We start from the raw sequence: 14,913 nt of genomic DNA on the forward strand, positions 1-14,913 counted from the left end.
TCCGACTCCACGCGGAAGCGATCAATCTCGACGGAGCGCGGCTCAGCCTTCATGCGTTCCGCTAGCCGGAATCAACCTCGCCGTTGAAGGAGCTTTGCGATCGTTGGCGACCCTTGCGAACAGGGCACAGACGAGCGTGATGCCGGCCGCAATCATTGCGAAGATGGCCACGGGTGTGTAGTCGCCGTACTTCGCGAGCAGCGCCGTCGCGATTAGCGGCGTCGGCGCACCGGCAACCAATGCGCCCAATTGGAACCCAATCGTCACCCCGCTATAGCGCACCTCGGGGCTGAACATTTCGGCGAACCAGGCGGCCATCGGCGAGAACACAGCAGCGTGACCAATCGTGAGCACCATGATTTCCGCAAGCAGGATCATCGTCGGGTTCCCAGTTCCTATCATGTGGAAGAACGGGAAGGGTGCCACCACCGCAATCGATGCGCCAAAGACTACCACCTGCTTTCGACCAAACTTGTCAGATAACGCGCCGAAAAGTGGATTCGTCAGCAGTTCAAGCGCAGCGGCAATTAGAATCGCGACAAGCACCGTCTTCCGCGGCAGGCCAAGATGGCTCGTCATGTACGTCAGGCCGAAGGTGGTAAATACGTAGTACAAAATATTGTCCGCAAAACGGAGTCCCGCAGACATCAGGATCGCCCTCGGGAACCGGCGAACCGCCTCTACGATAGGCAGTTTGACGGTTGCATCGGTGTCAAGTACCTTCTTGAAAGCTGGCGGCTCTTCGATGCGGAGTCGGATCACGAGACCGACAGCGACAAGGACAGCACTGAACAGGAACGGAATACGCCAACCCCACGCCAGAAACTCCGCTTCAGGCAGGCGACTTGCCAGTTCCATTCCGCCCACTGCCATACACAACCCTGCGGGAAGACCCATCTGGGGGAAGCTGCCATAGAGGCCACGTCGGTTCGGGTTTGCGTGCTCGACGGCGATCAGCGCGGCCCCGCCCCATTCTCCGCCTACGGCCAACCCTTGCACGATGCGCAGCAGGATCAGAAGGATCGGCGCAGCGAGTCCGATGCTGTTGTAAGACGGCACAAGACCGATGAGCGTGGTCGAAAAGCCCATTGCGAGCAGCGTCGTGACCAGCACGAACTTGCGCCCGACACGGTCGCCGAGATGGCCCGCGACGATGCCGCCGAATGGCCGGGCGATGAAACCGACCGCGAACGTACCGAACGCCAGCAGCGTCCCGGTCAATTGATCTCCACCGGGGAAATACAGCTTGCCAAAAACAAGTGCCGAGGTGATCCCGTAAAGAAAGAAGTCAAACCACTCAATGGCACTTCCAATAAAACTGGCGGTCGCAATCGTCAGCATCTTCGGTAACGAATGCCCTGCCGCAGTCGAGTGCTTGGTATCCAAACCTGTCTCCTAATGCATAGGTATGCAAAGTTTTGTGAACTTATCTACAGCCCATATCGTGGGGATGTCGATCACGCGTAAGGCGGATCGGGCAGCTGCTTGCCACCGCGGATGATGAACTTGGGAACGAATTCAAGCAGGCCGGTCTCGATGCGGTCTTCTGAAATGCCCGCGAAGTCGCTGAAAATGGCGCTCACTTTTTTGACGAGAGTGAGCTTCGCTTCGTCGGATCGACCGGCGCGAATGTTACACATGATGAGCGTGTCGCCGCCCGGTTCTCCACCTATGTAGCTGCTTTCGGACGCCAGGTCATTAAAGATTACGCTGATGATTTCGAGCGGGGATTTGATGGTCTCGTTGACGGTGATGGTGATCGCCTTCGCGATCTTCCGCTTGACATCGACATCCAGTCCTGCGCGAGTGTTGCAAACGATGATGGGCATTTCCGAGAGCTCCTGGAGAGGCGAGTCAGGTTATGGGTTGTGTCCGGACTGAATACGTATGCAGCTTACGAAAAACTGCATAGACCGGACAGCATCGCGCTAATTTTCGGTTGCATATACATCTATATGGACGTAAGTTGACAGTGCGACGCGGGTGGCCCCAACAAGGCGCAATGTCTCGTCTGCTACCACTTCTGATGCGCTCACCCTTGACTTCAACGGCTAGATTCAATCGGGGAGAGATGCATCTACAACTGATGTATATGCATCAGTCTAGTGAAGATGGGCAGATTTGAAACCTGGTGAGAACCCTACGGACCCTCGATGCCCTTGTCATAAAGTCTGAATGGGCGCGGAGTCCGATTTTAGATCTAACTTCAAACCGGTCACCGGTTCTACACGTCGCTGTCGAGAGGTGATACGATAGTTGCATATACACTGCGCGTCTATCCGGAGGACCGTCGATGTTCACTGAATGCTATTGCACCCAGTTCAGGCGCTCGGCGAACGCCCTGACGAGCATTTACGACGACGCTTTGCGCCCGGTGGGTCTGAAGATCACGCAGCTCACTCTGTTGCGTGGTCTCGACCGCCTCGGCTCGGCAACCTACAACGAGATTGCGACTGAGTTGTCGCTCGACAAGACGACAATCTCGCGCAACATCAAGTTGCTAATCGATGCGGGATGGGTTGAGGTATCGAGCGATGAGGATGCGCGCTATAAGCTGGCGAAGCTTAGCCCCGCCGGTGCCCGTGTATTGAAAAAGGCTGAGCCGCACTGGCGCGCGGCGCAGACCCAAGTCGAGAAGGAACTCAAGAAATATTTGAAGGGACCTGCCAAGGACGTGCTTCTGGAAGCACTGGAGACACTGCAGCAGTTTGGCGGCGAATGATAGGCAGCCGTCGCCGGGAGAAGCGGAGCACGAATTGCTCCGCTTTTTTTCTTTTGCCTGGGCGTTATGCCTTCCCGGTGAGGTTGTAACACGGAGCAGGCTTGGCGTTTGCAAATTTAGGCGTCGTCGTGCGCCGATCTTGCCTTCGCGACCTGCATGCGCAGCTCGGGTGTTCGTCCCCTTCGAATGTCACACATCATCACGGCGGCGGAAACGGGTTCTCCGTCCACGATTCTCCAGACGCCGCCATTGCCCACTTCTCGAATGGCGATGCTGATGCGTCGTATGTCTATCTTCATCATGTCGGCATACGTCGACGCCATTTTCTGCGCAAGCGCTTTCTTGGCCTCTACCGGATACGTGCCGGTCACGTCCAACTGCAGATACGGCATGCGGAGATCCTGAAGCAAAGCGGACGGTGGCCGTAGCGCTCACGACGCCCGCTGTCTTCACACGTTCACTTTAGATAGTTGATCTGGCTACGCCAGCAAAGAGACTCTCAGCGACTGCCTTGAATTTGTTGCACCGCGCTACGTAGATCGTCAGAAAGCTGGACCGGCCGGCGAGTGATACGGTCGACGTAGGCGTGAACGAAGGTGCCATGCGCGAACGATTGATTACTGTCGTTTCTGAACAGGCTGATCTCATAGGTTACGCTGGTTGTACCCACTCTGCTTACGGACAGTCCACAGGTGACGAGGTCTGGAAAGACGACCTCGTCAAAGTACTCGCAGCTCGTGTGCACGACCAAACCGACAGCCTCACCGCGAACCGGGTCCAGGAGGCCTCGTTCGACGAGCCATCCATTGACTGCGGTGTCAAACCACGTGTAGTGAACAGCGTTATTCACATGCCCGTAGATGTCGATGTCTTTCCACTGGGTATTAACCTGGCAGAACCAGTGAAAGTCGGTTCGCGGCCGCGGCTTGGTCCGTGTCATGAGCGTTTCCTTATCGGCAATCAGGCGGGGACGGCGGTACCGTAAGGCACATCGCGGTTGCCGAAGCGACGCACGCGGATGTTGGCTTGCTCGCCGTGGGCGATCATGCCCTCGATGGCGCAGAGCCGAGAGCAGTACGAACCAATCAAAGCGCTCGCTTCATCCGTCAGGACCTTCTGATACGTGCAGGTCTTGATGAACTTGCCGACCCAGAGGCCGCCCGTGTAGCGCGCGGCCTTGCCGGTCGGCAGCGTGTGGTTCGTACCGATGACCTTGTCGCCGTAGGCGACGTTGGTGCGCGCACCAAGGAAAAGCGCACCGTAGTTCTTCATCCTCTTCAGGAAGTAGTCCGGGTCGCGCGTCATCACCTGGACGTGCTCGGACGCGATGCGATCGGCTTCCGACACCATCTCCTCGAGCGTGTCCACCACGATCACTTCACCATAGTCGCGCCACGAAACGCCCGCCGTGTTCGCCGTAGGCAGGATCTTCAGCAGGCGCTCAACTTCAGCGATGGTGTCCTTGGCCAACTGCAGCGAGTTGGTGAGAAGAACAGCGGGGGTATTGAAGCCATGCTCTGCCTGACCCATAAGGTCCGTCGCGCAAATTTCCGCATCGACGCTGTCGTCGGCGATGATCAGCGTTTCCGACGGTCCTGCGATGAGGTCGATGCCGATGCGACCGAACAGTTGACGCTTCGCTTCCGCGACGAATGCGTTGCCCGGTCCGACCACCATTGCAACCGGATCGATCGTCTGCGTGCCGAGCGCCATCGCAGCGATGGCCTGAACACCACCGAACGTGTAAATCTCATCAGCACCGCCGAGATGCATGGCGGCGACCACAGCCGGGTTGGGTTTGCCACCGACCGGCGGCGATGCGGTGATGATGCGCGGAACGCCTGCAACCTTGGCCGTTACGACGCCCATGTGTGCCGAGGCAACCAGCGGAAACTTCCCGCCGGGAACGTAACACGCTACGCTCTCGACCGGCATGTTCTTGTGACCAAGGACGACGCCCGGCAGCGTTTCCACCTCGATGTCGCGAAGCGAGTCGCGTTGCGCCTGAGCGAAGTTGCGCACCTGCGCTTGTGCGAACTTGATGTCTTCGAGCTGACGCTGAGACAGCGAGCGAACACAGCTTGCAATCTCGTCTTCCGACAGTCGGAAGCTTTCAGGCGACCAGTTGTCGAATTTCGCCGAGAGTTCAGCGACCGCTGCGTCGCCGCGCGATGCTACGTCGGCGAGGATGCCCGTGACCACGTCGCGAACCTTCGCGGCGTCTTGCGAGGACTCTTCGGCGCTACGACCGTGCTTCAAGAATTGGATTGCCATTTGCATTTCCTTTTTGCAGGGGGGTGATCGGTAGCAGCGTGCTGTCTGAAGTTGGGTAGCCTGCTGCGTTGATGCAAATGTAGCGCAAATTTTTCTGCAAAATTTGCGCAAATGCTCCATACTTACCCTAGCGGCCAGCATCCTTAGCGTGAAGTAACCTGTCTGCACCACCCCGCCAATGCAAATTTATGCAAACTAACGCGCGTTCGATTGTTCGCTCAAAGTCTTCAAAAGTCCGGCTTGAAGATGTTGCCGAGCGCCTTGGCATCTCGGTGTCCACTGTGTCTCGTTCCTTGACGGGGCACCCAGCCATCAGTAGCGACACCCGTAGCGCCGTGCAAGCGGTCGCTGCCGAAATGGGATACAGGATTCCGTCCCAAGGTCGACCCACGCGTAAGTCGGCAACGAAGCTGATCGGCGTGGTTGTCGGAGCGTTGCATAACCGGTTTATGACGTTGTTGCTGACGCATCTACATGACGCTCTGCAGGAATTCGATTACCAGATCACCCTGATGATCGACTCGATGAACGATTCAGGAAATTTGCTCGCGTTTCGGCCTTTGATCGATGGCTATCTCGATGGAATGATCTTCGCGACCGCGACACTGGATTCACCTGTCGTGGCGGAGATGCAAAGGCGAGGCATTCCCTTGGTACTCGTCGTTCGGTCCGTCGACAATGTGAGGGTTGACACGGTAGAGATTGACAATGTTCACGCTGGTGCGATCGCGGCCGAACATCTCTACCAACTCGGTCATCGCCGAATCGGGCTTGTAATGGGTCCGCAGAACACTTCGACAAGCAGAGACCGCGTCAAAGGGGCCATGCAGTGGTTAGAAGGAGCGGGCATACCGCCGACTTCGTTACCGTTGATTTTTTGTGATTACACCAGCGAAGCGGGGTATTCCAGCGCCATTGCGATGCTAAGCGAGGAGAACCGCGTCACTGGCATCGTTGCGGGCAATGACACCATCGCGCTCGGTGTGCTTGAAGCAGCAAAACGGCAGGGCATCGCAGTGCCGGGGCGGCTATCGATTATCGGCTTTGACGACATGCCGCTGGCAGGCTCGCCACTGGTCGGCCTGACATCAATCCGACAGCCTGTCGAAGCGATGGCACGAACTGCCGCGCGCCGGCTTGTGGAGCGCATCAGAGCGGGTGGAATGGGACCGCCGGTCCACGATGTTTTGCCCATTCAACTGGTGCGGCGCGATACCACGGGACCGTGTCAATAAGTGACGCGACTCGATGACGAAGTCCTTCGAATTGCCCGGGAGTGGGCCGTCGCGCGGTGTGCCGACCATACTTATCGTTTGCGTCCGGACCGGCAACGAGGTAGACGAATCTCTCGCGAAACCCGAATGGCGCATTACGGATGCGGATTCAACCAATGGATGCAATAGTTTGCTGGGAGCGCTCGAGCGAACGTCGCTTCATGGCCGACTACAGCCTGTCCGCAAGCGTCCTCCCTGGAAATCCGCGAAGAACCATAAAGTAGCTGCCAGGAAGTTTCGCCTCGGTACGGTAGCGGGACAGAAAGCCGTTTGAACGCTCAGCGATTCGTCGGCACCGCCACCAGTCCGTCCCTCGAGCAGCGCCTTGTGAGACGCGTCCGGGTCCTGCATCTGCGGCGCGTGCCCGAATCCCGCGAACTCGACGAGCGTCGCATGAGGAATCGCCTTCGCGGCCGCGCGGCCCAGCACCGGGTAATGGCCGAGCTTCGCGCGCACCTCGGGCGGCGCCGCATCCTTGCCGATCGCGGTGGTGTCCTTCTGACCGATGGCCATGCTGGTGAATTCCTTCTGGACGACGATTCGCACGACGGCGAAGCGAGCAATTGCGACTCATGTGGCGGTCCGGTCACGCTCGCAAGGGATGGCGGTGTGCGGCCGTCCCTCGAGCAGGAAGTAGAGCGCGGCAGCTCGCCCCGTCGGGTCGGCAAGTTACGATCCGCATACGTTTTCGGCCAGGCGCCCGCGCACGAGAGGAAGGGCAGCTTCATCACCGGTTGTAATCAGGTTTGCTCCCGCGAGCTTTTCGTTACACACCGCTTTAGCCAGGCTCCGACCTCGATTCTGCATGAGCCATCGGATCGGCCACACCCGCGCCGTATGATCCGCGGACGCGGTCACCACCCGCTGGCCGTCCGGGCTGAAGGCGGCGGAGCTCACCGGTCCCTGGTGCCCGGTCAGCTGCGCGATCACCAGACCCGTCGCCGTGTCCCACACCCGCGCAGTCTGGTCCACAGACGCGGTCACTACCCGCTGGCCGTCCGGGCTGAAGGCGGCGGAAAAGACTGCGCCCTGATGCCCGCTGAGCTGAGCGATCTGTTTGCCCGTGGCCGCGTCCCACACCCGCGCGGTCCTATCCGCGGACGCGGTCACCACCCGCCGGTCGTCCGGGCTGAACGCGGCGAAAAAAACCGCCCCTTGATGCCCGATGAGCTGGGCGATCTGTTTGCCCGTGGCCGCGTCCCACACCCGCGCGGTCTGATCCTCAGAGGTGGTCACCACCCACTGGCCGTCCGGGCTGAAGGCGGCCGAATCAACCAGCCCCTGATGTCCGCTGAGCAGCAACACCTGTTCGCCCGTGGCCGCGTCCCACACCCGCGCGGTCTCATCCCAGGACGCGGTCACCACCCGCTGGCCGTCCGGGCTGAAAGCGACGGAATCAACCGGTCCCTGATGCCCGCTGAGCAGCAACACCTGTATGCCCGCGGCCGCGTCCCACACCCGCGCGGTTCCGTCGGCGGACGCGGTCACGACCCGCCGGCTGTCCGGGCTGAAGGCGGCGGAAAAAACTTCCCCCTGATGCCCGCTGATCTGCGCAATCTGTTTGCCCGTGGCCACGTCCCACACCCGCGCGGTGCCATCACGGGACGCAGTCACCACCCGCTGGCCGTCCGGGCTGAAGGCGGCGGAATAAACCCACCCCTTATGCCCGCTGAGCAGCAAGATGCCCATCGCCGCGTCCCACGCGCGTGCGGTCCTATCACGGGACACAGTCACAAGCCGCTGACCGTCCAGGCTAAAGGCGGCGGCGTTCACCGGCCCCTGGTGTCCGGTGAGCTGCGCGATCTCCTGGCCGGTCGTCGCATCCCACACCCGCGCGGTCTTGTCATCGGACGCGGTCACCACGCGCCGGCCGTCCGGACTGAAGACGGCGGTGCTCACCGGTCCCTGATGCCCCGTGAGCTGCGCGATGACCTGGCCGGTCGCCGCATCCCACACCCGCACGGTCTTGTCATCGGACGCGGTCACCACGCGCTGGCCGTCCGGGCTGAAGGCGGCGGAGAAAACCGGTCCCCGATGCCCCGCGAGTCGCGCGATGACCTGGCCGGTCGCCGCATCCCACACTCGCGCAGTCTTGTCATCGGACGCGGTGAGCACGCGCTGGCCATCCGGGCTGAAGGCGGCGGAGCTCACCAGTTCGTGATGCCCGGTGAGCTGCGCGATCAGCTGGCCGGTCGCTGAATCCCACACCCGCGCGGTCCTGTCCGCGGACGCGGTCACCACGCGCCGGCCGTCCGGGCTGAAGGCGGCGGAGAAAACCGGTCCCCGATGCCCCGTGAGTCGCGCGATGACCTGGCCCGTCGCCGCGTCCCACACCCGCGCGGTCCTGTCCGCGGACGCGGTCGCCACGCGCCGGCCGTCCGGGCTGAAGGCGGCGGAATAAACCCAATCCTGATGCCCGCTCAGCTGCACGATCTGTTTGCCCGAGGGCACGTCCCACACCCGCGCGGTCCTGTCCGCGGACGCGGTCACCACGCGTCGGCCGTCCGGGCTGAAGGCGGCGGAATAAACCAGATCCTGATGCCCGCTGAACTGCACGATCTGTTTGCCCGTAGGCACGTCCCACACCCGCGCGGTCCTATCCCAGGACGCGGTCACCACCCGCTTACCGTCCGGGCTAAAGACGGCGGAATCAACCGCATCCTGATGCCCGCTGAGCAACGCAATTTGCATTGATGCTTGCGCGCCACGCATAAGCTCCGGCTCTGCGGCTACCGATCCTGGCGAGAGCCAACTCTTCCCCATCGCCAGTATCGCGAAGCGCATTGCGCGGTCATAGATTCCCGCGTCGTTCGCCGTCGTCGCGGCCGATGCCAACACAACGGAAGTCTGGCGTGCGGCCGCCCGAGTCCGGTGAATGATCCACCCCCCTGCCACTATCACAATGAACAGGATTAAGCCCATCAGTACCTGGATGCGTCGCTGCGCGCCCCGTGCGTGTCTGCTCGTCCCTGGCATGGGCTTGCCCCTCAACGATTTGTTGCAACTACAAGTTCTGCGCGGTCGCGGCCAACAGGAATTCGCCGTACCTAACACTGAGTTCGGTGCGAATCTTGACTCCGCCGCACACCAAGGCATGCGATGACGCAGGCATCGCCGCGATGGTGCCGAAATCGCTGACATCTGGCGCGAGGGCCGAAGGGTGGTTCGGCCGGACTGACTTCGCCTATATCGCTAACGATGACCAGTATCGCTGTCCGGCGGGCAGCGGGCGATTTACCGGTTTAGTTCGGTTGAGCGCCACAATCCGATGACCCTGCGCACCTCGTGGAGCAGGGCCTGCCCGAATTGCCCGATCAAAAGCCAATCACCATCTGATTACAGGCGTATCCGGCGATGGGAGCACGAATCGGTGCTTGAGGCAATGCAGTCAATGCTGGATTGCCAACTCAATGCAATGACGATACGACGCCGTACAGTCGGGCACGTGTTCGGCACGCTCAAGCACTGGATGGGTTCGACCCACTTCCAGACGCACAGGCTGGGTCACGTCGCGACCGAAATGAGTTTGCATGTCCTGGCATACAACCTCAAGCGCGTCATCACGATTCTCGGGTTCGTCAAGGCGATGCGGGCAATCAAGTTGGACGGCGCGTGAACTCGCGTGCCGACCTTGCTCCCCGGCATCACACAATCCGGTCAGCCGCCCGCGTCGAGGTGCAACGCAACTGCCCTTCCAACGGTGCTTTTCCGGTCGTCAGTTCTGCACGTCTTTACACGTGCCTCGGCCGGTGAGCGACGCCTGCGAGCGTCTCCGATCGACCCGCTCCTGCCGTTCATCTGCGTTCAGCGGATGTCTGATTGGCTGCCACGAACCGGACACTCGTTTGCACCCTCTAAAACATTCATCGACCGTTTGCTAACGTTGGCTAGAAGGTTCGAACTTTTACGAGCTCCAATAATGAAAACAGCCCGCATTGCCGCGAACGACACAAGGTGCTTGAGCGTCGTTTATGGCGCAGGTGACGTTCGACCTTTTACGGGAGATGCAGCGACATAGTCTGGAACCACTTTCAGCCGAGCAATGTTATTACGGTCAAGACTGCCACCGTAGAACACGAGGACTTCACCGTCGTTTCGCCCATTTGCCAGTCCGAATGTGTCGCATTGGTTGATGCTTGGAGATGGTTTGATGCGCTCAATTGCACCAATCGATCCCGTGGCGGTGATGTGCACAATTGAGTTGAAGCCGGACTGATCGCAGCCCGCCACGAAATATCCTCCCGATCGCGCCTGCAGCACGGCTGAGACCCGGTCTGCGAGGGCAGGTAGCTTGATTTCCTGTGTGCTAATCGTCTGAAGTCGCTCGTCAAAACGAGTGATGCGGATGCCGGTGGCTTTGACGTTATCGAAAATCGCAGACATCATATGAAGCAAATCAGCACCAGCCAGTCTGCCCGAGTCGAGTTTGTAGCGCAGGTGCTCGACAAGAGAAAAGCCGCTACCTTGAGCAAATAGATAAGCCGAGTACGCATTCGATGTTCTTGAGGAATGAAGTACATGGCCATCTGAGGAAAGCTGAACAACGAGGGTGCCGCGAGCGCTCGTGTGGTCCCAATATCGGGCGGGAAGAACGACTCCTTCGGACGTTTTAGTCGCACCATCGATCTCGATGACCGTAACCGCAACCGTTATCTGGCCTTTCGCCGAAATCTGCAGGCCTGTGCAAGACGGATCGCGAAGGTCGGGAGATTCGAGCGCAGGCACATCCTCGCCAATAAGCGCACGATCCCATTGCATGTGACCCGCCGGGTCGAACTTCGTCAGCCACGGAACAAATACCGCATCGGACTTGGACTTGTCACTCGCTGCACGGTATGTCTGACGGGAAAAGCCCAAGACAATCGGGCCATCCGGCGCTTCGCGAACGCAGTAGGCGAATCGCTGATGACCTTCAAAGAGGCGACGTTGCCAAAGCATCTGGCCAGACTTGTCGAGTCGTGCAAGATTGTCGTAGCTTGCAGCTTCAGTGACCATCAACCGGCCCAAACCGGACGAGGCCTGATTTTCCGCCGCCCTGGTATCCATCGAACGCCCGTGACCGACGACCCAGAAGCCCCCGTCGCGTGCATCGGCAACCGCCGTCGCGCCGATGCCAGGCCACTGTTGCGGCAAGGTGCTCACCCAGGCGAATGTGGCGTCGTCCGACACATGAGCAGCCCAACTACTGTAGAAGCCTTGACGCCCTGCGAGCACCAACCCGCCCTTGGCTGAGGGTCCGGCGTAGCTAATTTCTGGCAGCCCGGGGGTCGCTTCCTTGCGTTCGGGCAGGGGAGAATCGCTCAATACCACAAAATGGTCCGCGAACGAAGAAACAGAACATGTTGCTGCGAATAGGCCTACAAAAATCGCTTTTAAGACCCGGTCAACACCTCTAGCGCAGCGTTTGGAAGGCGCTCTCATAGGTTGCCCCTCGCGTAGGGTTATTGGTGGCATCGGCGCGTCGGGAACTCAAGGCAAAATCAATCCTTGTGCGGTTAATCGGTTTAACGGTAGCGTCGTAAGCTTCTGATAGGAGAGTAAACCCGACGTCAACGCAGCGAGTGTCCTGGCACGCGCGCCAACGCGATTGGTGGGGAACGCGACCTTGCGAATGTTTGATGTAGCGAAGTCTGCCTGCTAGCCCCCGTGGTGATTGGAGGCCGGTCCACTCTCACAACCGGCCGCCTGCGAGCCAATTCTCGATGACCGGATATGGCCGAACCCGGAAGCCCAATCGTCACCTCCCGGCTCGACACCAGGCGCTTCATACGGCCAGATCGCTTACCGTGTCGGCGGGATATGAAGCAGCGTGGGCTGCGTAAGTACCTCTGGCTTGAGGATCTCGTCGAGTTGTTGCCTGGACAACAGCCCCCGCTCGAGCACGATGTCGTAGACTCGCCCGCCCGAGGCATGTGCCGCCATCGCGACGGATGTCGCGTTGGCGTAGCCGATGTACGGATTGAGCGCCGTCACGATGCCGATCGAATTCTCGACCGACGCGCGCAAGCGAGCCTCGTTGGCTGTGATTCCTTTGACACACCGCTCGGCGAGTGTCAGGCAGCCGTTGCGCAGGTGGGTCACACTCTTGAACAGGCTGTGCGCGATAATCGGCTCGAAAGCATTCAACTGGAGCTGACCGGCCTCGGCCGCGAAACTCACGGTGACATCGTTGCCGATGACCTCGAATGCAATCTGGTTCATTACCTCAGGTATAACCGGGTTGACCTTTCCCGGCATGATGCTCGAGCCAGCCTGCATGGGCGGGAGGTTGATCTCCCCAAGACCCGCGCGTGGACCGCTGGAGAGCAGACGCAAGTCGTTGCAGGTTTTCGAGAGCTTCACTGCCACGCGCTTGAGCACGCCGGACAACTGAACGAAAGCGCCACAGTCCTGCGTCGCTTCTACGAGGTTAGGTGCCGTGATAAGTGGAATACCCGTAATTTCCTTCAGATGCTTCAGGATGAGCGGTGCATAGTCGGGGTGCGCGGTAATGCCCGTTCCGATCGCCGTCGCGCCCATGTTGATTTCGCAGATCAGCAGCGCCGCCTCTCGAAGCCGTTCCTCGTCCTCTCCGAGCATCACGGCGTAGGTGCTGAACTCCTGACCGAGCGTCATCGGCACCGCATCCTGCAATTGCGTACGCCCCATTTTCAGAACGTCCTTGAACTCCAGCGCCTTTGCTTCAAAAGCGTGTCGCAAAACCTCCATTGCCTCGATGAGACCCTGGATGCCGAACCAGGTCGCGACTTTCAGGGCCGATGGGTACACATCGTTGGTGCTCTGGCCGATGTTGACCTGCTCGTTCGGATGCAGATATTGGTATTCGCCCTTCTTCTTCCCTAACAGTTCGAGCGCGCGGTTGGCGATGACCTCGTTGGCGTTCATGTTGGTCGAGGTCCCGGCGCCGCCCTGAATCACGTCAACCACAAACTGATCATGCAGCTTGCCTCCCAGCAATTCAGCGCAGGCACCGACGATCGCGTCACAACGCGCCTTGTCGAGTAGACCCAACTCATGATTCGCCTGTGCGGCGGCCTGTTTGATGCAAGCCAGTGCCTTGATCAACTCCGGGTATACGGAGATCGGCGAACCGGTAATTGGAAAATTTTCCAGCGCACGTAGCGTGTGAACTCCATAGTAGACGTCAGCGGGAACTTCACGATCGCCAAGCAGATCATGTTCGGTTCTAAAGAAAGTTTCGGCAGCCATGGACATGCTCCTCAAGCGGAAATGGAGTTGATCGGGATTGAAGACACCCTTGCACCTTAAGAAGGAAAAAATATGACGCGATCGTAGTGCCAATTTGTCATGATGCGCGTCAATCCACGCACAGGGCATGGCGGTTTCCGTGAAATCGCCATGCCAACCCCTCCTTCACGGTTTGCGCTGCCTGATCAGCGTCGGACCGTCGCTGATCAGAGCTCTCCGGCCCACAGTCAAAAGGTGCCAGAGAAGGCCTGCTGGACCTTGCCGGGGCTAGTCGTCCCGTTCGCGATGAGCAACTGGGTGAGCAACCGTGCCTTTTGCGGATTCAGATCGAGTGAAACGACGAAGCCGCGCTTGTCGTCTTCGACCTCCACGTTTCTGTTGACGAATCCAGACATCACACGCGTCGAGCGGACAACCACGATACCCTTTTTCGCCGCCCGGTCGAGGGCAGCCAGCGCCTCCCTGGACGCATCGCCATCGCCCTCGCCCGCCAGTACGATACCCTTCGCTCCGTCGGCAATAGCGTGGTCAATCTGGGCTCCGTCCATGTTGCTGTGGGCATAGACGATTTCCACACGCGGCAGGTGACCGTTCGCCGGCAAACTAAGGGGATCGCGTGTCGAGGCAAGCGCAGGCGCGACAAAACGAATGCTCGCCGGGTCGACATAGCCAATTACACCCGCGTTCGGCGAAGCAAAAGTCTGCACGGCAGTCGTGTTGGTCTTGGTAATCCAGCGCGGCGCGTGAATCTGGTCATTCATGACCACCATCACACCTCTACCTCGGGATTTCGGACTCGCTGCCACTTCCACCGCTTCGTAAAGATTGTTGGGCCCATCCGCACTCGTCGATCCGCCCGGCCGCATTGACCCTACAAGTACCACCGGCTTGTCCGGGCGCACAACGTTTTGCAGGAAGAATGCCGTTTCTTCCATCGTATCCGTGCCGTGGGTGATCACGATCCCATCTGCTTCGTTTCGATCGAAGGCCTCCTGGATTCGGCGCGCAAGCCGGAACCAGATCTCGTCGGTCATATCCTGCGACCCGACATTGGATATCTGCTCAGAGGTTATGCTCGCGAGTTTTTCAATGCCCGGAACCGCCCGAACCAGTTCCTGGCCTTTTACGTTTCCCGAGTTGTAGCCAATGGCTGAACGCGGGTCAGTTGTGCCGGCAATCGTGCCACCGGTTGCCAGGACAAGAATCCGGGGCGATCCGGCTGTCGGACTCGCCGCCTCGGTGGCTGTCGCGTTATCAGACGTCGTGTCTGCGGCCCAAACGCTCGTGCCATATAAGGAACTGGCGCATACGAGAAGCACAGCGGTTAGCGTTGTGCCAGACCTGCGCAGACAGGCGGCCTGTTGAAGGGTAGTCTTGGTGTTCATATCCAGTTTCCTATAAAGATTTAACAGCGCAAAGAAGGACGTCGCATGT

At 59.6% G+C, this 14,913-nt stretch carries 10 protein-coding genes and 3 pseudogenes; 3 read left to right on the forward strand and 10 right to left on the reverse strand.

Going from position 1 to position 14,913, the window contains the following annotated elements:
• Positions 1-42 precede the first annotated feature (42 nt).
• Entirely contained in the window at positions 43-1,341 is a 1,299-nt protein-coding gene (locus P3T16_RS24300; protein ID WP_429344225.1) for an MFS transporter, read from the reverse strand.
• A gap of 116 nt (positions 1,342-1,457) precedes the next feature.
• The gene (locus P3T16_RS24305) at positions 1,458-1,829 is read right to left on the reverse strand and encodes a tautomerase family protein (RefSeq protein ID WP_429344226.1); all 372 of its coding nucleotides are present in this window, start codon (positions 1,827-1,829) and stop codon (positions 1,458-1,460) included.
• Between the two features lie 464 nt (positions 1,830-2,293).
• Here P3T16_RS24305 and P3T16_RS24310 point away from each other — a divergent pair, with 464 nt between their 5' ends.
• The gene (locus tag P3T16_RS24310; RefSeq protein ID WP_429344227.1) at positions 2,294-2,722 is read left to right on the forward strand and encodes a MarR family winged helix-turn-helix transcriptional regulator; all 429 of its coding nucleotides are present in this window, start codon (positions 2,294-2,296) and stop codon (positions 2,720-2,722) included.
• Positions 2,723-2,850: 128 nt separating this feature from the next.
• Here the strand turns inward: P3T16_RS24310 and P3T16_RS24315 are convergent.
• The 3 genes and pseudogenes from P3T16_RS24315 to hisD all read right to left on the reverse strand — a co-directional run.
• Positions 2,851-3,114 (reverse strand): annotated as a pseudogene (locus P3T16_RS24315) (tautomerase family protein); the annotation flags it as partial.
• A gap of 107 nt (positions 3,115-3,221) precedes the next feature.
• The gene (locus tag P3T16_RS24320) at positions 3,222-3,662 is read right to left on the reverse strand and encodes an acyl-CoA thioesterase (RefSeq protein ID WP_429344228.1); all 441 of its coding nucleotides are present in this window, start codon (positions 3,660-3,662) and stop codon (positions 3,222-3,224) included.
• A gap of 20 nt (positions 3,663-3,682) precedes the next feature.
• Complete coding sequence (gene hisD, locus P3T16_RS24325) at positions 3,683-4,996, reverse strand: histidinol dehydrogenase (RefSeq protein WP_429315936.1); 1,314 nt, start codon at positions 4,994-4,996, stop codon at positions 3,683-3,685.
• 188 nt (positions 4,997-5,184) lie between these two features.
• Between hisD and P3T16_RS24330 the strand changes: the two genes are divergently transcribed.
• Positions 5,185-6,231: a LacI family DNA-binding transcriptional regulator gene (locus tag P3T16_RS24330; protein ID WP_429344229.1), complete on the forward strand. Its 1,047-nt coding sequence runs from the start codon at positions 5,185-5,187 to the stop codon at positions 6,229-6,231.
• A gap of 198 nt (positions 6,232-6,429) precedes the next feature.
• Here the strand turns inward: P3T16_RS24330 and P3T16_RS24335 are convergent.
• Positions 6,430-6,789: pseudogene (locus P3T16_RS24335) on the reverse strand (alpha/beta fold hydrolase); the annotation flags it as partial.
• A 150-nt stretch (positions 6,790-6,939) separates the two neighbouring features.
• Positions 6,940-9,192 carry a WD40 repeat domain-containing protein gene (locus tag P3T16_RS24340; protein ID WP_429344230.1) on the reverse strand — a complete coding sequence of 751 codons (2,253 nt, stop codon included), beginning with the start codon at positions 9,190-9,192 and terminating at the stop codon, positions 6,940-6,942.
• 158 nt (positions 9,193-9,350) lie between these two features.
• Here P3T16_RS24340 and P3T16_RS24345 point away from each other — a divergent pair.
• Positions 9,351-9,886 (forward strand): annotated as a pseudogene (locus P3T16_RS24345) (transposase); the annotation flags it as partial.
• Positions 9,887-10,239: 353 nt separating this feature from the next.
• On the opposite strand, the gene P3T16_RS24350 reads toward P3T16_RS24345, so the two are convergent.
• The 3 genes from P3T16_RS24350 to P3T16_RS24360 all read right to left on the reverse strand — a co-directional run bounded on the left by P3T16_RS24350 (position 10,240) and on the right by P3T16_RS24360 (position 14,864).
• A complete protein-coding gene (locus P3T16_RS24350; protein ID WP_429344231.1) occupies positions 10,240-11,691 on the reverse strand; it encodes a hypothetical protein in 1,452 nt (483 codons plus the stop codon).
• A gap of 360 nt (positions 11,692-12,051) precedes the next feature.
• Positions 12,052-13,479: an aspartate ammonia-lyase gene (gene aspA, locus P3T16_RS24355; RefSeq protein WP_429344232.1), complete on the reverse strand. Its 1,428-nt coding sequence runs from the start codon at positions 13,477-13,479 to the stop codon at positions 12,052-12,054.
• Positions 13,480-13,706: 227 nt separating this feature from the next.
• Positions 13,707-14,864, reverse strand: coding sequence for an asparaginase (locus tag P3T16_RS24360; RefSeq protein WP_429344233.1), 1,158 nt, complete (start codon positions 14,862-14,864; stop codon positions 13,707-13,709).
• Between the last annotated feature and the right edge of the window lie 49 nt (positions 14,865-14,913).

Source organism: Paraburkholderia sp. GAS42 (assembly GCF_050436565.1).
Lineage (GTDB): Bacteria > Pseudomonadota > Gammaproteobacteria > Burkholderiales > Burkholderiaceae > Paraburkholderia.